Origin of the sequence: Streptomyces sp. NPDC001093 (genome assembly GCF_040298985.1) — a bacterium.
Taxonomy (GTDB): Bacteria; Actinomycetota; Actinomycetes; order Streptomycetales; family Streptomycetaceae; genus Streptomyces.
Genome location: NZ_JBEPBF010000032.1, coordinates 15,894 through 35,773, shown reverse-complemented (window position 1 = coordinate 35,773; position 19,880 = coordinate 15,894). Strand labels below are relative to the sequence as shown.

At 71.7% G+C, this 19,880-nt stretch carries 13 protein-coding genes; 3 read left to right on the top strand and 10 right to left on the bottom strand.

The annotated features are described in order from the left end of the window. Positions 1-37 precede the first annotated feature (37 nt). The gene (locus tag ABT288_RS18355; RefSeq protein WP_351608501.1) at positions 38-1,912 is read right to left on the bottom strand and encodes an AMP-dependent synthetase/ligase; all 1,875 of its coding nucleotides are present in this window, start codon (positions 1,910-1,912) and stop codon (positions 38-40) included. 272 nt (positions 1,913-2,184) lie between these two features. Further along, positions 2,185-4,059: a translation elongation factor 4 gene (lepA, locus tag ABT288_RS18350; protein ID WP_351608498.1), complete on the bottom strand. Its 1,875-nt coding sequence runs from the start codon at positions 4,057-4,059 to the stop codon at positions 2,185-2,187. A gap of 226 nt (positions 4,060-4,285) precedes the next feature. On the opposite strand from lepA, the gene rpsT reads away from it, so the two are divergent. Then, complete coding sequence (gene rpsT / locus ABT288_RS18345; protein ID WP_067006864.1) at positions 4,286-4,552, top strand: 30S ribosomal protein S20; 267 nt, start codon at positions 4,286-4,288, stop codon at positions 4,550-4,552. A gap of 719 nt (positions 4,553-5,271) precedes the next feature. On the opposite strand, the gene holA is transcribed toward rpsT, so the two are convergent. The 8 genes from holA to leuS form a co-directional block, all read right to left on the bottom strand. Further along, a complete protein-coding gene (holA, locus tag ABT288_RS18340) occupies positions 5,272-6,261 on the bottom strand; it encodes a DNA polymerase III subunit delta (protein WP_351608495.1) in 990 nt (329 codons plus the stop codon). A gap of 87 nt (positions 6,262-6,348) precedes the next feature. Continuing rightward, positions 6,349-6,594: a hypothetical protein gene (locus ABT288_RS18335; protein WP_228620438.1), complete on the bottom strand. Its 246-nt coding sequence runs from the start codon at positions 6,592-6,594 to the stop codon at positions 6,349-6,351. Positions 6,595-6,766: 172 nt separating this feature from the next. Further along, the gene (locus tag ABT288_RS18330; RefSeq protein ID WP_351608493.1) at positions 6,767-7,603 is read right to left on the bottom strand and encodes an arylamine N-acetyltransferase family protein; all 837 of its coding nucleotides are present in this window, start codon (positions 7,601-7,603) and stop codon (positions 6,767-6,769) included. Positions 7,604-7,630: 27 nt separating this feature from the next. Further along, positions 7,631-10,270 (bottom strand): ComEC/Rec2 family competence protein, encoded by a 2,640-nt coding sequence (locus tag ABT288_RS18325; protein ID WP_351608600.1) that lies wholly within the window; start codon positions 10,268-10,270, stop codon positions 7,631-7,633. A 161-nt stretch (positions 10,271-10,431) separates the two neighbouring features. Next, entirely contained in the window at positions 10,432-11,679 is a 1,248-nt protein-coding gene (locus tag ABT288_RS18320; protein ID WP_351608492.1) for a ComEA family DNA-binding protein, read from the bottom strand. A gap of 102 nt (positions 11,680-11,781) precedes the next feature. Continuing rightward, positions 11,782-12,627 carry a DegV family protein gene (locus tag ABT288_RS18315; protein WP_351608490.1) on the bottom strand — a complete coding sequence of 282 codons (846 nt, stop codon included), beginning with the start codon at positions 12,625-12,627 and terminating at the stop codon, positions 11,782-11,784. Positions 12,628-12,699: 72 nt separating this feature from the next. Then, a complete protein-coding gene (locus tag ABT288_RS18310; protein WP_351608489.1) occupies positions 12,700-13,443 on the bottom strand; it encodes a hypothetical protein in 744 nt (247 codons plus the stop codon). Positions 13,444-13,584: 141 nt separating this feature from the next. Continuing rightward, complete coding sequence (gene leuS / locus ABT288_RS18305) at positions 13,585-16,467, bottom strand: leucine--tRNA ligase (RefSeq protein WP_351608486.1); 2,883 nt, start codon at positions 16,465-16,467, stop codon at positions 13,585-13,587. A gap of 462 nt (positions 16,468-16,929) precedes the next feature. On the opposite strand from leuS, the gene ABT288_RS18300 reads away from it, so the two are divergent. Both ABT288_RS18300 and ABT288_RS18295 read left to right on the top strand, forming a co-directional pair. Then, complete coding sequence (locus tag ABT288_RS18300) at positions 16,930-18,207, top strand: cytochrome b/b6 domain-containing protein (protein WP_351608484.1); 1,278 nt, start codon at positions 16,930-16,932, stop codon at positions 18,205-18,207. After that, positions 18,208-19,818, top strand: coding sequence for an NADH-ubiquinone oxidoreductase-F iron-sulfur binding region domain-containing protein (locus ABT288_RS18295; RefSeq protein ID WP_351608482.1), 1,611 nt, complete (start codon positions 18,208-18,210; stop codon positions 19,816-19,818). It begins immediately after the preceding gene. Positions 19,819-19,880 lie beyond the last annotated feature (62 nt).

Here is a 19,880-nt window from a genome sequence, read left to right as displayed (position 1 = left end):
CCGCCGGCGGTCCGCCGCCACCCCTGGCGAAAGCGCCCTACTTCTCCCTCGTCCCGGCGTACATCTCGTCGATGAGGTGCTTGTACTCGCGCTCCACCACCGGCCGCTTCAGCTTCAGGCTCGGCGTGATCTCCCCGTGCTCGACGTCGAGATCCCGCGGCAGCAGCCGGAACTTCTTGATCGTCTGCCACTTCTGGAGCCCCGCGTTGAGCTGCTGCACATACCCGTCGACCATCTCCACCGTCTGCGGCGCGGCGACGACCTCCGCGTACGGCCTGCCCTCCAGGCCGTTCTCCTTCGCCCAGTCCAGGATCGCGATCTCGTCCAGGGCGATGAGGGCGGTGCAGTAGTTCCGGTCGGCGCCGTGCACCAGGATGTTGGAGACGTACGGGCACACCGCCTTGAACTGGCCCTCGACCTCGGCCGGGGCGACGTACTTGCCGCCGGAGGTCTTGATGAGGTCCTTCTTGCGGTCGGTGATGCGCAGATAGCCGTCGGGCGAGAGCTCGCCGATGTCGCCGGTGTGGAACCAGCCGTCGGACTCCAGCACCTCGTCGGTCTTCTCGGGCAGCCCGTGGTAGCCCTCCATGATGCCGGGGCCGCGCAGCAGGATCTCGCCGTCGTCGGCGATGCGCACCTCGGTGCCGGGCAGCGGCTTGCCGACCGTGCCGGTGCGGTAGGCCTCGCCGGGGTTGACGAAGGAGGCCGCGGAGGACTCGGTGAGGCCGTAGCCCTCCAGGATGTGGATGCCGGCGCCGGCGAAGAAGTAGCCGATCTCGGGCGCGAGCGCTGAGGCGCCGGAGACACAGGCGCGCAGCCGGCCGCCGAAGGCCTCGCGAAGCTTGCCGTAGACGAGGGTGTCGGCGACCTTGTGCTTGGCGGCGAGGCCGAAGGGCACGGCGTGGTTGCCGGTGCGGCGGAAGTTGTCCTGGCTGACCTTGGCGTACTCGCGGGCGACCTCGGCGGCCCACTGGAAGATCTTGTACTTGGCCGGGCCGCCCTCGCGGGCCTTGGCGGCGACGCCGTTGTAGACCTTCTCGAAGATGCGCGGCACGGCCGCCATGTACGTCGGCTGCACCACCGGAAGATTCTCGATGATCTTGTCGACCCGGCCGTCGACGGCGGTGACGTGCCCGACCTCGATCTGGCCGGAGGTGAGGACCTTGCCGAAGACGTGCGCGAGCGGCAGCCACAGGTACTGCACGTCGTCCATGGTGACGAGGCCGGTCGCGGCGATCGCCTTCGCCATGTACGCCCAGTTGTCGTGCGGGAGCCTGACTCCCTTGGGGCGGCCGGTGGTGCCGGAGGTGTAGATGAGGGTGGCGAGCTGTTCCTTCTTGATCGCGCCGACCCGCTCCTTGATCAGCGACGGGTGGGTCTCCAGGTAGGCCGCTCCGCGCCGCTCCAGCTCCGCGAGCGTGATCACCCAGTCGCTCGTCTCCGCGCCCGCCGCGTCGATGACGACGACCTTGGTCAGCTCGGGCAGCTCGGCGCGCTTCTCGAGCGCCTTGGCGACCTGGGCCGCGTCCTCGGCGATCAGCACCCGGCTCTCGGAGTCGGAGAGGATGAAGGCGGACTCGTCCGCGTTGGTCTGCGGGTAGACGGTGGTCGTGGCGCCGCCGGCGCACATGATGCCGAGGTCGGCGAGGATCCACTCGACCCGGGTGGAGGAGGCGAGCGCCACCCGCTGCTCGGGCTGCACGCCCAGCTCGATGAGGCCGGCCGCGATCGCGTACACCCGCTCGGCCGCCTGCGCCCAGCTGAGCGACTTCCAGTCGTCGGGGCCCTGGCCGGACGCGGGCGGCACCGGGTATCGGTAGGCCTCGGCGTCCGGTGTGGCCGCCACGCGCTCCAGGAAGAGGGCCGCGACGGACGGCGGACGGTTCTCGATCAAGGTCTGTGTGTCGCTCACGACATCCTCCGGGGGCCCGCGACGGTGCGGCTGACTCGGTGCGGCTGGGTTAACTCACGGTGGGGGTTCGTGCTGTTGCTGCGCAGTTGTTTAACTCGCGAGTAACTATCGAGCAGGCATCAGAGTAAGGCGCGACCGGCCGCTGCGTAAGGGGCATCGGCCTGTCACTTTCCACGCAGAGCGACGCTACGCACGCGTAGGGGCCCGCCGCACTTTCGCACGACGGGCCCCTTTGTGTCCCGTTTATGGACGTAACCCGTTGTTACCGCTGGTTACTTCTTGCCCTTGGCCGACCCCGCGCTGTCATCGCTGGACAGGACGGCGATGAAGGCCTCCTGCGGAACCTCCACGGAACCCACCATCTTCATCCGCTTCTTGCCTTCCTTCTGCTTCTCCAGCAGCTTCCGCTTACGGGAGATGTCACCGCCGTAGCACTTGGCGAGGACGTCCTTGCGGATGGCGCGGATGGTCTCGCGGGCGATGACCCGGGAGCCGATGGCGGCCTGCACCGGCACCTCGAAGGCCTGCCGCGGGATCAGCTCCTTGAGCTTGGCGACGAGCCGCACGCCGTACGCGTACGCCTGGTCCTTGTGGGTGATCGCGGAGAACGCGTCCACCTTGTCGCCGTGCAGCAGGATGTCGACCTTGACCAGGGAGCTGGTCTGCTCGCCGGTGGGTTCGTAGTCCAGCGAGGCGTAGCCGCGGGTCTTGGACTTCAGCTGGTCGAAGAAGTCGAAGACGATCTCCGCGAGCGGCAGCGTGTAGCGGATCTCGACGCGGTCCTCCGAGAGGTAGTCCATGCCGAGCAGGGTGCCGCGCCGGGTCTGGCACAGCTCCATGATCGAGCCGATGAACTCGGTGGGCGCGAGGATGGTGGCCCGCACGACCGGCTCGAAGACCTCGTTGATCTTGCCCTCGGGGAACTCGCTCGGGTTGGTGACCGTGTGCTCGCTGCCGTCCTCCATGACCACGCGGTAGACCACGTTGGGGGCGGTGGCGATCAGGTCGAGGCCGAACTCGCGCTCCAGCCGCTCCCGGATCACGTCCAGGTGCAGCAGGCCGAGGAAGCCGACGCGGAAACCGAAGCCGAGGGCGGCGGAGGTCTCCGGCTCGTAGACCAGCGCGGCGTCGTTGAGCTGCAGCTTGTCCAGAGCCTCGCGCAGCTCGGGGTAGTCGGAACCGTCGAGCGGATACAGACCGGAGAAGACCATGGGCTTCGGGTCCTTGTACCCGCCGAGCGCCTCCGTCGCCCCCTTGCTCTGGCTGGTGACGGTGTCACCGACCTTGGACTGCCGGACGTCCTTCACACCGGTGATGAGATAGCCCACCTCGCCGACGCCGAGGCCGTCGGCCGGCAGCATCTCGGGCGAGTTGACGCCGATCTCCAGCAGCTCGTGCGTGGCGCCGGTCGACATCATTTTGATGCGCTCGCGCTTGTTGAGCTGGCCGTCGATGACACGGACGTACGTCACGACGCCGCGGTAGGAGTCGTAGACCGAGTCGAAGATCATCGCGCGGGCGGGGGCGTCGGCGACCCCGACCGGCGCCGGGATCTCCTTGACGACCTTGTTCAGCAGCGCGTCGACGCCGAGACCGGTCTTCGCGGAGACCTTGAGGACGTCCTCCGGGTCGCAGCCGACCAGGTTCGCCAGCTCCTCGGCGAACTTCTCCGGCTGGGCGGCCGGCAGGTCGATCTTGTTCAGTACGGGGATGATCGTGAGGTCGTTCTCCATCGCCAGGTAGAGGTTGGCGAGGGTCTGCGCCTCGATGCCCTGGGCGGCGTCGACGAGGAGGATGGTCCCCTCACAGGCGGCGAGCGACCGCGAGACCTCGTAGGTGAAGTCGACGTGACCCGGGGTGTCGATCATGTTGAGGATGTGGGTCGTGCCCTGGTCGGGGCCCTCGGTGGGGGCCCAGGGCAGACGCACCGCCTGGGACTTGATCGTGATGCCGCGCTCGCGCTCGATGTCCATCCGGTCGAGGTACTGAGCACGCATCTGCCGCTGCTCGACCACACCGGTCAGCTGGAGCATCCGGTCGGCGAGCGTGGACTTGCCGTGGTCGATGTGCGCGATGATGCAGAAATTGCGGATCAGAGCCGGGGCGGTACGGCTCGGCTCGGGCACATGGTTAGGGGTCGCGGGCACGCAGGGTCCTGTCTCTTGAGGCGCCTTATGCCTCGGGTCGGATCGATACGTAGTCTCCATGGTCCCACGCGGAGGGACCGGGCACCGTTTTGGGCCGCTCGCAGGGCCACTGGTACTGTAGATGGCTGTGCCTCATGCCCTCTCAGCACGAGGCACGTCCGAGAAATTTTGGATCACCGGTACGGGACCCTCGCGGCCCCGCACCAGAACCTGAAAAGGCTCCTTCGTGGCGAACATCAAGTCCCAGATCAAGCGGATCAAGACCAACGAGAAGGCTCGGCTGCGCAACAAGGCCGTCAAGTCCTCCCTGAAGACCGCGATCCGCAAGGCCCGCGAGGCCGCTGCCGCGGGTGACGTCGAGAAGGCCACCGAGCTGCAGCGCGCTGCCGCGCGTGCGCTCGACAAGGCTGTCTCGAAGGGCGTCATCCACAAGAACCAGGCCGCCAACAAGAAGTCGGCGCTTGCTTCCAAGGTCACGTCCCTCAAGGGCTGAACCCCCTCTTTGATCTGACCGCCGGAAGGACCCAGAGCGGGCCCTCTCTCATCCGCTCCCGCCCGGCACCCCGGATTCGCACGCGGCCTGCGTTCGCCACGCGGGTGCGAGTCCATCCAGCTTGATCCGAAGGCCCCGGCACCCTCCCTTCCCCAGGGCGGACACCGGGGCCTTCGGCATGCGCCGGCGAAGTCAACGGCAGCGGGTGGCTCCCGGCCACGTGATGCCCGGCGTCCGCCGCCGGCGGTCGGCCCTCGCGGTCTCTGTGTCCCGGTGGGAGAAGGCGTCGTAGCCCTTGCGGACGAGAGTGCGGACGACAGTTGTCCACGGGGATTCCGCCGCGTCCATCGCCGTCTTCCCTAGGTCGGTGATGCGGCCGAACCCATGAGACGTCGGTGATGCCAGCGGACGCCCACCGGTCTCTGTGGCTGCCGCTCCCGGGCGACGGGGGCTGCCACCGAGTCGGCTGCGGAGTCGGCTGCGGATCCGCCAGGTCGGCACCAAGTACGTCCCGGGGCGGCACCGGACCAGCCCGGCGCGGCACCGGACCAGCCCGGCGCGGCACCGGACCAGCCCGGCGCGGCACCGGACCAGCCCACCTCGGCAGCGAGTTCGCCCTGCGGCATCCGCGGGGCAGCTCTCCGGGCCGAAACCGAATCCACCCCGGGCGGCGGCCGATCAGCCCCGGGTCGGTGCTGGGCCGCCCAGGTCGGCGGCGGTCAGCTCCGGCCTCTCGACCGTGCTGCCCGGGCGATCGTCACGACCGCCTTCTCCAGGGCGTACTCGGGATCGTCGCCCCCGCCCTTCACCCCGGCGTCGGCCTCGGCAACGGCACGCATCGCCACCGCGACCCCGTCCGGCGTCCACCCCCTCATCTGCTGTCGCACCCGGTCGATCTTCCATGGCGGCATCCCCAGCTCCCGCGCCAGATCGGCCGGCCTGCCCCCGCGCGCGGAGGACAGCTTCCCGATCGCCCGCACGCCCTGGGCCAGCGCACTGGTGATCATCACCGGCGCCACGCCCGTCGCCAGCGACCATCTGAGCGCTTCCAGCGCCTCCGCCGTACGCCCCTCCACGGCCCGGTCGGCGACCGTGAAGCTGGAGGCCTCGGCCCGGCCGGTGTAGTACCGCCCGACGATCGCCTCGTCGATCGTTCCCTCCACGTCGGCGACCAGCTGGGAGACCGCCGAGGCCAGCTCCCGCAGATCGCTGCCGATGGCGTCGCACAGCGTCTGGCACGCCTCGGGCGTGGCCGACCGCCCGAAGGAGCGGAACTCCCCCCGCACGAAGGCCAGCCGGTCCGCCGGTTTGGTCATCTTCGGACAGGCCACCTCCCGCGCTCCCGCCTTGCGCGCGGCGTCGAGCAGCCCCTTGCCCTTGGCCCCGCCCGCGTGCAGCAGCACGAGCGTGATCTCCTCGGCGGGCGCCCCGAGATATGCCTTCACGTCCTTGACCGTGTCGGCGGACAGGTCCTGCGCATTGCGTACGACCACGACTTTCCGCTCGGCGAAGAGCGAAGGACTGGTGAGCTCGGCGAGCGTGCCGGGCTGCAACTGGTCCGGGGTGAGGTCGCGTACGTCCGTGTCGGCGTCGGCGGCCCTGGCGGCGGCCACCACCTCCTGCACGGCACGGTCGAGCAGGAGGTCCTCCTGGCCCACGGCGAGCGTCACCGGGGCGAGAGGGTCGTCATTCACAGTCTTCCTGGCCATCACTGACAGCATCCCACGCGGCACTGACAACGAACCGGCCCCGGCACCCCGACCGGTCCCGGAGCGGACCCGGAGTCCGTCTCGGGGTCACGGCTCCTCGCGCCAGCCGTCCCACTCCGCTGCGAACTCGTCCAGCTCCGCCGGGTCCAGCCGCGCGTCCTCGTCCCGCAGGACCACCAGCCACTGCGCGTCCTCGGCGTCGTCCTCGCCGGCCAGCGCGTCCCGGACGAGCCGCGGCTCCTCGTCCAGCCCGAACCGCTCCCCGAGCGCCCCGGCCACCTCCTCGGCGGCATCCCGGTCGGGCAGCACCAGCACGTGTCTCACATCACTCACGGGCCCATTCTCCGGCATCACACGAGACCGAACCGCCAGGTGAGGCCTCGGGAGCGGGCACGGCATGCCTCGGGAACGGGCACGGGCACGGACACGGACACGGACACGGACACGTCAGGGCCTTCGGCGCGATCCGCATCCGCAGTCCGCCCCGGATGCTCGCCTCGACGGCTCAGGGGTTCAGGTCCCGGTTCCGCGCGGTCGGCACGCGGTCCAGCTCGATCCCGAACCGCTCCCGGTACACGGCCAGCACCTCCTGGTCCGTCTCCAGCTCCCGCGTCTCGCGCGCACCGTCGGCGGCCGTCGTCGTCAGCACCCGCCCGCTGAGTGTGGCCCTGCCCCCGTCCTCGGTGACCCGTGAGCAGACCAGCGACCGGGTGAAGTGCGACAGCGGCGAGGTGCTGTGCCACCAGGCCCCGGCCACGAAGTCCCCGAGCGCCCGGGGCCGCGTCTCCAGCCGGTACTGCGGTCTCCCGTCCCGTATGACGTCCAGGTCCCCCTCCCCGGCCGAGCCGCCGCCGCTCTTCCCGGCCGTGTCCGGCCCGGCCTCGACCACCCGGAACACGCCGCCGGGGTCGATCTGCTCCTCACGCTCCGCGTACCTCAGCGGACAGTGGCTGTGCGCCCCGAAACCGACGTCCGCGAGCCAGGTGCCTCCCTCCACCGTCCGCACGCGCAGGGCGAGATGGTCGTACGGGATGCCGAGCCGCCCCTCGTCGCCGTACACACGTACCGCGAGCAGCTCGACCTCGTAGCCGAGCGCGCTGAGCAACGCGCCGAACAGACCGTTCAGTTCGTAGCAGAAGCCACCCCGCCCGCGTCCGATCACCTTGTCCAGCAGCCGCTCCTCCTCCAGCACGATCTCCTCGCCCAGGTGGATCGACAGGTTCTCGAAGGGGATGGTCCGCAGATGGCGCAGCTGCAGTTCGCGCAGCGCCCGGCCGGTGGGCTCCTGCGGATGCTCGGCCCCGATCCGGCGGAGATAGGCCTCGACCTGGCTTGGGTTCATGGACCCAGTCTGGGCGAAGCGCGGCCCTCAGTCTCTCGCCACCCGCAACTCCCCGCCCGTCCCTCCCGTCCCGCCGACCGCGAGCTCCCCGTCCCGGTCGGTGCGCAGCACCAGCGCCCCGCCTTCCCGCAGCGCTGCCACGGTCGCCGGTGCCGGGTGGCCATAGGGGTTGTCGACGCCGCACGAGATGAGCGCCACCCGGGGAGCCGCGAGCCGTATCAGCTCCGGGTCCTGATAGGCCGAGCCATGATGGGCCACCTTCAGCACGTCCACACCGGCCAGCTCGGCCGCCGCCGGTGACCGCACCAACGCCTGCTGGGCCGGCGGTTCGAGGTCGCCCAGCAACAGCAGCCGGAGCCCGCCCGAGCGCACCAGCATCGCGACGCTGGCGTCGTTCGGGTCGTCCGGCTCGGGCACCGGGCCCGGCCAGGCGGGGGTCTGCGGGTCCCCGGGCGGGCGGGTGCTCGGCGGGGGCCACAGGACCCGCCAGGACAGCGCTCCGGCACGCCGTTCCTCTCCCGCTACGGCGCGCGTGACCGGGATGTGCCGCGCCACCGCCTCCCTTGTGACGAACTCGGCCTGGTCGGCGGGCTCCTCGAAGCCCGTGGTCTCGATCGCGGCCACCGAACGGCCCCGCAGCACCCCGGGCAGTCCCGCGACATGGTCGGCGTGGAAGTGGGTCAGGACGAGTAGCGGGATGCGTGTGATGCCCAGCTGCCGCAGGCAGCGGTCGACCAGCACCGGATCGGGGCCGGCGTCCACGACCACCCCGGCTCCCTCGCCCGCCGCCAGTACGGTCGCGTCGCCCTGCCCGACATCGCACATCGCGAACCGCCAGCCCGGCGGTGGCCAGCCCGTGATCACCCGGGTCAGCGGCGCCGGCCGTACCACGGCCAGCAGGAGCAGCACTCCGAGCAGCCCGCACCACCACGGATGCCGCATGAGCCGGCGCCCGGCCAGGACGACGGCCACGATGACCGCCGCGAGCAGCAGCGCGCCCGGCCAGCTCCCCGGCCACTGCACTCCCGCGCCGGGCAGCGCCGCCCCCGTCCGCGCGACACCGGCGATCCACCGGGCGGGCCAACTCGCGCACCAGGCCAGCGTCTTGGCGGGCGCCATGGCCACCGGCGCCGTCGCCAGTGCCGCGAACCCCAGCACCGTGGCCGGTGCCACCGCCACCTCGGCCAGCAGGTTGCACGGCACCGCCACCAGGCTCACCCGCGCCGACAGCACCGCCGTGACCGGGGCGCACACCGCCTGTGCCGCGGCGGCCGCCGCCAGCGCCTCCGCGAGCCTCGGCGGCACCCGGCGCCGCCGCAGCGCCTCGCTCCAGCCCGGTGCCAGGACCAGCAGCGCGCCGGTGGCCAGCACGGACAGCAGGAAGCCGTAACTGCGGGCCAGCCACGGGTCGTAGAGCACCAGCAGCAGAACGGCCGTGGCCAGTGCCGGGATCAGGGATCTGCGGCGCCCGGTGGCCAGGGCGAGCAGCCCGACCGCACCGCAGGCGGCGGCCCGCAGCACACTGGGGTCGGGCCGGCACACGACCACGAATCCCGACGTGAGCGCTCCGGCGAGCAGTGCGGTCGCCCGCAGCGAGAGCCCGAGGCGGGGAGCGAGGCCACGGCGCTCGACGAGCCGGGCCAGTCCGGGTGGCCCGATGAGCAGTGCGAGCAGGACGGTGAGGTTGCTGCCGGACACCGCGAGCGTGTGCGTCAGGTCCGTGTCCTTGAACGCCTCGTCCAGCTCGGGCGTGATCCGTGCGGTGTCCCCGACGACCAGCCCGGGGAGGAGCGCCCGCGCGTCCCCCGGCAGACCGTCGGTCGCCTCCCGCAGTCCGGCCCTGAGCCGTCCCGCGAGCCGTTGCGGCCCGCTGGGCCCCGCCACGATCCGCGGCCGGGGCCGGCCACGCACCCGCAGCACGGCCGCGGTCCGTTCCCCGCCCGCCAGCGCGGGATCCAGCCGCCCGCTGACCCGCAGCCGTGTGGACGGCAACAACCCGAGCCATGCATCGGGCGCACCCCGCGGCCCCCGCGCGCCCCGATCGCCCTGAGCGCCTTTCGCACCCCGCGCGCCCGGGACAGAGGGCCCCGCCCCCGTTCCTTCTCCTGGAGAGGCGCCGTTGCGAGCAGCCGTCCCTTCCGGTGCCGGAACGTCCGTGTCGACGACCAGCAGCACCGGAGTGCGCGTCCGCACGCTCGTCCCGTCGCCCTGTTCGACGCGCCGCACCTCCGCCTGGGCCAGTACCGCCAGCGGCGCGGCGTGATCGCCGCGCACCCGTGGCCGGCTCAGCCAGGGGTCGCCGCTCAGCTCGACCTCGGCGGTCACGGTCGCGTACCGCCGGGCCAGTTCGGGCACGGGCCCGCGCCGCAGGTCCGCTCCGTGCAGTCCGGCCGAGGCGGCCGCCGCGGAAACGCACAGCAGCACGGCGGCGACGGAGGCGCGGGCCCAGTCGAACCGCCCGAGCGGCCTCCCGGCCCGGGCTCTCCGCGTCAGCGGCCCGGCCGGTGCGGACTGTGCGGGCCGCGGCGACCTCCGTGCCGCCAGCAGAGCGACCCCACCCACCAGGCAGGCGACTGCGATCCCGGCCGTCCAGCCCGCCGGGGTGTCCAGCGTGAGGGCCGCCGTGACCCAGGCCGCGAGCGCGGGCGGCACCAGGCGCAGGTCCATGGGCCCCGCCCGGTCGCCGCGGGCCGCGGTCCCGTCCTCCCCGGTGTCGCGGGCCACGGCGCCGTCGGCCCCCGGATCTCCAGACCGCTCGCCACCTCGCCGGTCTCGCGCGGGTACGCCGCTCGTCCCAGGCTCCGGCCTCCGGTCGACGATCGCGCGGCTCATGTCCGTACCAGCTTCCGCAGATCGCTGAAGCGGCGGTCGCCGATGCCGTTGACCTCGCGCAGTTCGTCCACCGAGCGGAAGCCGCCGTGCTGGGTGCGGTAGTCGATGATGTGCTGAGCGAGGACGGGGCCGACTCCCGGCAGCGCGTCGAGCTGGTCCGCCGTGGCCGTGTTGAGGGAGACGGGTGCCGCGGGGCCCGCGCCCGCCGGTCCTGAGGCCGGCCCCGCCGACGGGCCGGGTGGGGCCGCCGCCCCGGCGGACGCGCCGACGACGACCTGTTCGCCGTCGACCAGGAAGCGGGCCCGGTTGAGCCCCTCGGTGCTCACATCCGGACGGACACCGCCCGCGGCCCGCAACGCGTCGGCCACCCGGGATCCGGCCGGCAACCGCTGCAGCCCCGGGTTGCGGACCTTGCCGGTGACGTCCACGACGATCTGTCCGCCCGGCGCCGCCGAGGCGCCCGCGCCCGCACCGGCCTTCACGTCTCCTTCCTTCTCGGCGTGGGGCGTGTCCGCCTTGGCGTAGGGCGCCTTTGCGCGCACCACTTGAGGGGCGGTCACGGACTCGGTGCGCCCGGCCCAGAAGTGCTGAACGGCGAACACCGCGGCGGCCACGAGCACCACGGCGAGCGCCACGACACCCCGCCGCTCCACCCCGCACCGCGCCTGCAGCCACACCGGCATCCGCTCCCGCAAGGCCGGCCCGACCCGCTCCCGCCAGCCGGGGCCAACCGGGCCCGGCAGCTCCAACGGGCCCATGGCACCGGCTGGTTCGGGGTCGTGGGTGGTGCTCGGTGCCGGAGCCGGACTCGATGCCGGCATCAGCGTCGGTGTCGACCCGTCAGCCGGTACGGCGTGCGGTGGCTCGGTCGCGGCAGGCGCGAGCGTGGCCGTCCCGGCCCTCGCCTGGCTCAGTCCGGGCGCCGGGCCCGTGACCCATGCCGTAGCTGCCCTCGTCGCCGCCCCAGCCCCCGCCCCGGTCGCCTCCTCGGTCGCCGTCGCGGTCGCCGTCCTTGCGGACACCTCCCCCTCCGGCGGTCCGTTTCCCGACTCCCGCCATTGCACGGCTCGTTCGCCGAAGAGGAGTTCCGCTCGGCGGCGCAGTTCCTCGGCGGGCGCCGGCGGGCAGTGGCGGACACGGCCGCCGTCGATGCCCCGGCGGTGGCGGATGCGGCCGTCGGAGGTGGGACCACGGCCGGGGCCGCTGGTCGGAGTGGCTGAGCGTGAACGTGATCGAAGTGCCATGCGACGAGGATGGGACATCCCGCCGATTCGCGATGATCTTGGTCAATTCCCGTGGAGGACGGCCCTGTTGTGGATAAGTCCGCCACCCGGACGGGTGATGGCTCAGCGGGGTGAGACCACCGCTCCGAGCAGTCCGGGACCGGTGTGTGCCCCGATCACCGCCCCGACCTCGCTGACATGGAGGTCGGCCAGGCCCGGCACCCGTTCCCGCAGCCGGTCGGCGAGCGCGGCGGCACGGTCGGGGGCGGCCAGGTGGTGGACGGCGATGTCGACCTCGGCACCGCCCGCCCGTTCGGCGGCGATCTCCTCCAGACGCGCGATGGCCTTGGACGCCGTACGGACCTTCTCGAGCAGTTCGATGCGGCCGCCGTCCAGCTGGAGCAGGGGTTTGACGGCGAGTGCGGAACCGAGCAGGGCCTGTGCGGCTCCGATGCGGCCGCCACGGCGCAGATAGTCGAGAGTGTCGACGTAGAAGTAGGCCGACGTGCCCGCGGCCCGCTTCTCGGCGGCCGTGACGGCCTCGTCCACCGTGCCGCCGGCCTCGGCGGCCTCGGCGGCGGCGAGCGCGCAGAAGCCGAGAGCCATCGCGACCATCCCGGTGTCCACCACCCGTACCGGCACCGGCGCATCGCGGGCCGCGAGGACCGCCGCGTCGTAGGTGCCGGACAGTTCGGCGGACAGGTGCAGGGAGACGATGCCGTTCGCACCGGACTCGGCGACCCTGCGGTAGGTTTCCGCGAACATCTCCGGGCTCGGGCGCGAGGTGGTCACGGGACGGCGCTTCTGCAGGGCCTGGGCCAGGGAGCGGGTGGAGATCTCGGTGCCCTCTTCGAGTGCCTGGTCGCCGAGGACCACGGTCAGGGGCACCGCGGTGATGCCGTGACGCTCCATCGTCCGCGGCGGCAGGTAGGCCGTTGAATCGGTGACGATCGCGACATGGCGGGACATGAGCTGGAGGTTACCTGCCGTAGTGCTCGCGCGGCAGTCCGGCCCCCCTGGTGCGGGCCGGGAGCGGCCGGGTCAGGTGGTGCTCTCGGGACGCGGTTTCTTCTGCCAGGGGTGGACGAGGCGTGGCGACGGCGGGGTGATCGCCTGGCGCGCCTGCTCCTCGGCCTCGGCGGCACGCGACATCCACGAGCGGGCGCGTCGGGCCGCCGAGCCGTCGGGGGTGGATGCGGCGCTCACGTCGGGCTGCTGTCCCCCCGCCGTCGCGGGACCGGCCGGGGTCCAGTGGCGCAGGGCGTCGGCCTCGATGTCTATCTGATCGCTGAGCGCGCCCAGATCGTCGTCGACGAAGCGGCGGGCCCGGTCGCGGACCGCCCAGCGCAGGGAGTCCGCGGACTTGGTGATGCGCTCGGCACGGCTGCGCAGCTCGGGCAGCCGTGCGCGGAGTTCGGCGCGGTCCGGCTCCGACTCCAGTCGCCGGAGGTCGGCGTCCAGCTCGTGCCCGTGCGCGCTGAGCCGCTCGAAGAGAGCGAGGGACTCCTTGATCGACTCGTCCTCGGCCGCGCTCGCGCGCAGGGCGTCCTGGGTGGCACGCATGGAGGTGCGCAGCGCGAGCCTCAGCTGCGCGATCTCGGCGGCCGGACCGGCCTGGACAAAGGATTTGGCGCGCAGCGTGTGGTCCTCCACGGTGCGGCGGGCCTGCTCGACCGTCCGGTCCACGCCGCGCTTGGCGGCGCCGACCGCCTTGACCGTGGCGTACGCGCCCAGGCCGACGAAGAGCAGGAAGAGCAGGGCGAACACGGCGATCACTGCTTCCACGATGCTCCTCCTCCGGATGGAGCGGCACACGCCGCCGCGCTTTCCACAGTAAACGCAGCGGGCAGGCCCGGAGTTCCAGAAAAACCCCGAACCTGCCCGTAGGGGACTACCCCGAGACAGCTCGCCGCGGCGTCCTGACGGTCACGCCGGGACGATGTTCACCAGCTTCGGCGCCCGGACGATCACCTTGCGGATGTCCGCGCCGTCCAGCGCCGCGACGACCTTCTCGTCGGCCAGCGCCACCTTCTCCAGCTCCTCCTCGGAGATGGCCGGGGGCACCTCCAGGCGGGCCTTGACCTTGCCCTTGATCTGCACGACGCAGGTCACGGTCTCGTCCACGACGTACTCGGGGTCGGCGACCGGGAAGTCCTGGTGGACGACCGAGTCGGTGTGGCCCAGCCTGCGCCACAGCTCCTCGGCGATGTGCGGGGCCAGCGGGGCGACCATCAGCACCAGCGGCTCGGCCACCGAACGCGGCACCGCGGTACCGGCCTTGGTCAGGTGGTTGTTCAGCTCGGTGACCTTGGCGATGGCGGTGTTGAAGCGCAGCCCCTCCAGGTCCTGGCGGACGCCGTCGATCGCCTTGTGCAGGGCGCGCAGCGTGTCCTCGTCGGGCGCCGCGTCCACCACGGTCGGCTCGCCGGTGTTCTCGTCGACGATGTTGCGCCACAGTCGCTGCAGCAGCCGGAACTGGCCGACCACCGCGCGCGTGTCCCACGGGCGGGAGACGTCCAGCGGGCCCATGGCCATCTCGTACAGGCGCAGGGTGTCGGCGCCGTACTCGGCGCAGATCTCGTCCGGGGTCACCGCGTTCTTCAGGGACTTGCCCATCTTGCCCAGCAGGCGGGTGACCTTCTCGCCCTGGTAGTAGTACGCGCCGTCGCGCTCCTCCACCTCGGCGGCCGGCACCGCGATGCCACGGCTGTCGCGGTAGACGTAGGCCTGGATCATGCCCTGGTTGAACAGCTTGTGGAACGGCTCGGCCGACGACACGTGGCCCAGGTCGTACAGGACCTTGGACCAGAAGCGCGCGTACAGCAGGTGCAGCACGGCGTGCTCGGCGCCGCCGACGTACAGGTCGACGCCGCCGTGCGGCCGGCCCTCGCGCGGGCCCATCCAGTACTGCTCGATCTCGGGGTCGACCAGCCGGTGCTCGTTGTGCGGGTCCAGGTAGCGGAACTCGTACCAGCAGGAACCCGCCCAGTTGGGCATGGTGTTGGTCTCGCGGCGGTACTGCTTCGGCCCGTCGCCCAGGTCCAGGGTGACGTTGACCCACTCCTCGTTGCGCGACAGCGGGGTCTCGGGCTGGGTGTTGGCGTCGTCCGGGTCGAAGGTGCGCGGGCTGTAGTCCTCGACCTCGGGCAGCTCCAGCGGCAGCATCGACTCGGGCAGCGAGTGGGCGATGCCGTCCTCGTCGTAGACGATCGGGAAGGGCTCGCCCCAGTAGCGCTGGCGGCTGAACAGCCAGTCGCGCAGGCGGAAGTTGACGGTGCCCTCGCCGATGCCCTTGCCCTGCAGCCATTCGGTGATGCGGGCCTTGGCGTCGGCGACGCCCAGGCCGTCCAGGGAGATCTCGTCGTTGGACGAGTTGATGATCTTCGCGTCGTACGACCCGAAGGCGTTCTCCCAGGCCGAGGTGTCGGTGCCACGGCCGTCGGTCGGCTCGACGACGCAGCGGATCGGCAGCTCGAAGGCGCGCGCGAACTCGAAGTCGCGCTGGTCGCCCGCCGGGACGGCCATGATCGCACCGGTGCCGTAGCCCATCAGGACGTAGTCGGCGATGAAGACCGGGATCTGGTCGCCGTTGACCGGGTTGGTCGCGTACGCGCCGATGAAGACGCCGGTCTTGTCCTTCGCCTCGGCCTGGCGCTCGACGTCGGACTTCGAGGCGGCCTGCGCGCGGTAGGCGGCGACGGCCTCGGCCGGGGTGGCGTGTCCGCCGGTCCACACCTCGTGCGTGCCCTCGGGCCAGGCCTCGGGGGTGAACTTCTCGACCAGCGGGTGCTCGGGCGCCAGCACCATGTAGGTCGCGCCGAACAGGGTGTCCTGGCGGGTGGTGAAGATCGTGATGTGCTCGCCGTCGATCGGGAAGTCGACGCGGGCGCCCTCGCTGCGGCCGATCCAGTTGCGCTGCTGCAGCTTGATGGCCTCGGGCCAGTCCAGCTGCTCCAGGTCGTCCAGCAGCCGGTCGGCGTAGGCGGTGATGCGCATGTTCCACTGGCGCAGCTTGGCCTTGAAGACCGGATAGTTGCCGCGCTCGGAGCGGCCGTCGGCGGTGACCTCCTCGTTGGCCAGCACGGTGCCCAGGCCCGGGCACCAGTTGACCGGCGCGTCGGAGGCGTAGGCCAGGCGGTACTCGCCCAGGATGTCGGCGCGCTCGCGGGCGCTCAGCTCGCTCCACGCGCGCGTGGTGCCCGGAATCGCGCGCTCACCGGACTCGAACCGTGCGATCAGCTCGGAGATCGGACGGGCCTTCTTCGCCTCGTCGTCGTACCAGGAGTTGAAGATCTGCAGGAAGATCCACTGGGTCCACTTGTAGTAGTCCGGGTCGATCGTGGCGAAGGACCGGCGCTTGTCGTGGCCCAGGCCCAGCCGGCGCAGCTGGGCCTTCATGTTCTCGATGTTGGCCTCGGTGGACACGCGCGGGTGCGTGCCGGTCTGCACGGCGTACTGCTCGGCGGGCAGGCCGAAGGCGTCGAAGCCCAGGGTGTGCAGGACGTTGTGGCCGGTCATGCGCTGGAACCGGGCGAAGACGTCGGTGGCGATGTAGCCCAGCGGGTGGCCGACGTGCAGGCCCGCACCCGAGGGGTACGGGAACATGTCCATGATGAACTTCTTGGGCTTGGCGACCAGCCCGGCGTCGCCCGCCAGGTCGCCCTTGGGGTTCGGCGCCGCGTAGGTGCCGTCGGCGTCCCAGAAGTCCTGCCAGCGTGCCTCGATCTCGGCTGCCATGGCGGCCGTGTAGCGGTGCGGCGCGGCCTCCGCCGACGTGGCGGCGGCCGCAGCGGGGTTCGTCTCGCTCATGATCCTCAAAGCTCCATCGATCGTCTCTGCCTGCGGCTGCGACATTCAAAGAAACGAAAAATCCCCTCACACAGGAGGGGACGCCGCGCCGATGCCGACCTCACGGGTTCGACCGGGGTCGGTACTGATCAGCGCGGCCCGCTAAGCAGAAGGCGTACGGCACGCATGGCGTTAGGGTACCGCAGGCCCCGAGCGGGCGGCGACGGCCTTCGGCGAGCCGCGACACGCTTGAGCAAGCGACGGCGCGCTTCCGTATCCCTTGTGGACATGCCAGGAACCAAGGGGAGAGGGAGTTGAACCAAGGTCAACAATTACCTCGCGTACCGTCCACCAAGGGACATCGGCCCAGTCGCATTGTCCGTTGATAACAACGCAATAACTCAAACCCCGTACTGATCGGTATGGCGCCACCTAGAGTTCGGCAGCGGGACCGCTTTCCCGAAACTGCTCGGAGTTGCCCCCATGAACCCTCGTCGTAGTACCAGCTCCCTCCCCAAACCGGGCCGCTCGGCCTACGGGGTGGCATCGGCTGTCGTCCTGCTGCTCATACCCGTGGTCGTGCTGGTGGGAGGCAGCCAGGTCCAAGACTTCCTGAACTTCGGCGCGGGCGTGATGTCCCTGGTCTCGCTCAGCTGCTCGGTGATCTGGGGCCTGTTCGCCCAGGACCGGATCTTCCTGAACATCCGGCAGCGGATCATCGGCCAGGCGGTGCACCGCACGCTGGGGGTCGCCTCGATCGCGTTCCTGCTGCTGCACATCACCATCAAGATCGCACTCGGGCACACGCAGCTGATCGCCGCGATCATCCCGTTCTCGCTCGGCGTCACCGGCATCGGCGGCCTGATCGGACTGGGCTCGCTGGCAGGCCTGCTGATGATCTTCGTGGGGGTCACCGGCGCCCTGCGCAGCAATTTCGCCACCCCGGCCCCGGTCGCAGCCCGCTGGCGCGCCATGCACATGCTGTCCTACCCGGCCTGGTGCGCCGCACTGATCCACGGCCTGTACGCGGGCCGCCCGGTGAAGAGCCCGCTCTTCACCTACCTGTACGCGCTGTCCCTGATCGCGGTCATGGCCGCCCTCGCCCTGCGCGCCGCCCCGCGCCCGGTCAAGCGCAAGGTCGCCGACCGGCTGGTGGCGCTGTTCGGCAGCTCGGAGCGGCCGGGACTCGAGGAGCTGGACGCGAGCCGGTCCCGGGTGGCCGAGCCGGCTCCGGCGGGCTTCGAGGGCCGGCGCGAGCCCAGGGGGGCCGCCGCCCCCTCCGCGCCGCTGTACCAGTCCCCCGCCACCCCCGCGCCGGAACCCGCGTCGGGCTTCGCGGCGGCCTACCGCGCCGTCTCAACGCCGCGCCGCTCCCGGCCGTCGTACACCGCCGGCCAGACCGCCCGCATGGACCTGCCGCTGGACATGCAGGCCACGGAGGCCATGCCCCGCGTGGACGGCGGTTCCAGCACCTCGGGCAGCTGGCCGATCCCGTCCCCGCCGCCCGTCGGCGAGGCCCCGCCGTCCGCGTACGACCCGTTCCAGGACACCGGGCAGACCATTCCGGTCTACGGCAATTCGGGCACCCCTGGATACGGCGGAAGTGACATGTACGACACCGGTGAGACAAACGGCTTCTACGGCGCGTACAACGCCAGTGACACGTACAACAGCGGTCCCGCTACCGAAACGCTGCCCGGCGCGTCCTACGACACTCCGGGTTCGGGCGAATCCTGGAACACGCCGTCCGGAGGCTTTTAAGTGAACGAGGCCCTGCCCGACGTCCCCGAAGTCCGCGTGGTCGGCCTTCCGCAGCTCACGTCGGGCTTCGACCTTGTGGAACGACTCGACCTGCCCATGCACCTGAAGGTGCACGGGCCGCTCGACCCGCTCGGCGGCGAACAGCTCGCGCAGCTCGCCGAACGCATCAACCTCAGGGGCCGCGGCGGCGCCGGTTTCCCCTTCCACAAGAAGCTGCGCTCGGTCGCCGAGTCGGCGATCAAGCGCGGGGTGCGGCCGGTCGTCGTGGTCAACGGCAGCGAGGACGAACCGGCCTGCCGCAAGGACACGGTGCTGATCAACCGTGCCCCGCACCTGATCCTCGACGGCGCGCTGCTGTGCGCCGAGGCGCTCGGCGCCCGGACGCTCGTGATCGGTGTCACCCGCGAGTCCACGCAGCGCTCCATGGAGGCCGCACTCGCCGAACGCGGGCTGAGCAACAGCCGTAGATCGGCGCTGCGCGCGTGGGTGCAGCGCAACCCGGTGCGGATGGTCACCGGCGCCGCCGCCTCCCTGATCCGCTCGGTCGACGGCGGCCCGGCGATCCCGCCCGGCCGCAAGATCAGCGCCTCGCAGAGCGGCGTCGGCGGCGCACCCACGCTGCTGTCCAACGCGGAGACGTTCGCACAGCTGGCCATCGCCGCCCGCATCGGCCCCGAGCGCTACGGCAACACCGGCCTGTACGACGAGCCGGGCACCGTCATGCTCACCGTGTCCGGCGCGGTCGCCCGCCCGATGGTGATCGAGGTGCCCACGGGCGTGCCGCTGCGCTACGTGCTGCAGCTGGCGGGCGCCCCGCCGGTGCCGCAGGGCGTGCTGACCGGCGGCTATCACGGCAAGTGGATCGACGCGGCGACCGTCGACGAGGCGATCGTCTCCCGCAACTCGCTGGACGCGGTGGGCGGTTCGCTGGGCGCGGGCGCGATCCTGCCGATCAGCCAGGAGACCTGCCCGCTCGGCGAGTCGCTGCGGGTGGCGCAGTGGCTGGCCGAGGAGAGCGCGGGCCAGTGCGGGCCCTGCTACCTCGGGCTGCCCGCCGCCGCGCGCGGCATGGAGGACATCCTCAACGGCGGGGGGCCGGCCGCGCTGGAGGCGCTGAAGCAGGTCGCGAAGAACGTCAAGCGCCGTGGCGCGTGTTCGCATCCGGACGGCTCGGCGATGTTCCTGGAGTCGACCATCAAGGCGTTCACCGACGACCTCGCCGCGCATGTCCTCGGAAACGGCTGCGGACGGCCCGTGGAGGGCGTTCTGCCGCTCTTCGAGGGGGGCAGGGCCCCCACGGGCATCCCGGGTGGCGGAGAGCCCGAGGAGACCGGCGCCAGCCGTCAGAAGATCTACGTCGACTGGACGCTGTGCCGGGGCCACGGACTGTGCGCCGACATCCTCCCGGAGGTGTTCGAACTCGGCGCCGACGGTTTCCCGACCGTCGCCCAGGCGCAGGTGCCCAGGTACGCCGAGGCGAAGGCGCTGCGCGCGGTGCGCCGCTGCCCGGCGCTCGCCCTGCGCCTCGAGGAGGACACGCGCGGGCAGGCACCGTCCCGCAACCTGCCGGTCGTCTCCCAGGGCCGCGGCCGGCGCGCGCTCGGCCGCTGAGCACCCGAAGGGGCGGTCACCCGGGCCGGGTGACCGCCCCTTCGTCCGGCCGCGGCTCCCGG

What these genes read in the sequence shown, in the direction of transcription:
- ABT288_RS18330 (WP_351608493.1), bottom strand. Translation starts at nt 7,603, where the DNA reads ATGAACCCAAGCCAGGTCGAGGCCTATCTCCGCCGGATCGGGGCCGAG.
- ABT288_RS18315 (WP_351608490.1), bottom strand. Translation starts at nt 12,627, where the DNA reads ATGTCCCGCCATGTCGCGATCGTCACCGATTCAACGGCCTACCTGCCG.
- leuS (WP_351608486.1), bottom strand. Translation starts at nt 16,467, where the DNA reads ATGAGCGAGACGAACCCCGCTGCGGCCGCCGCCACGTCGGCGGAGGCC.
- holA (WP_351608495.1), bottom strand. Translation starts at nt 6,261, where the DNA reads ATGGCCAGGAAGACTGTGAATGACGACCCTCTCGCCCCGGTGACGCTC.
- ABT288_RS18325 (WP_351608600.1), bottom strand. Translation starts at nt 10,270, where the DNA reads ATGGACCTGCGCCTGGTGCCGCCCGCGCTCGCGGCCTGGGTCACGGCG.
- ABT288_RS18320 (WP_351608492.1), bottom strand. Translation starts at nt 11,679, where the DNA reads ATGGCACTTCGATCACGTTCACGCTCAGCCACTCCGACCAGCGGCCCC.
- ABT288_RS18300 (WP_351608484.1), top strand. Translation starts at nt 16,930, where the DNA reads ATGAACCCTCGTCGTAGTACCAGCTCCCTCCCCAAACCGGGCCGCTCG.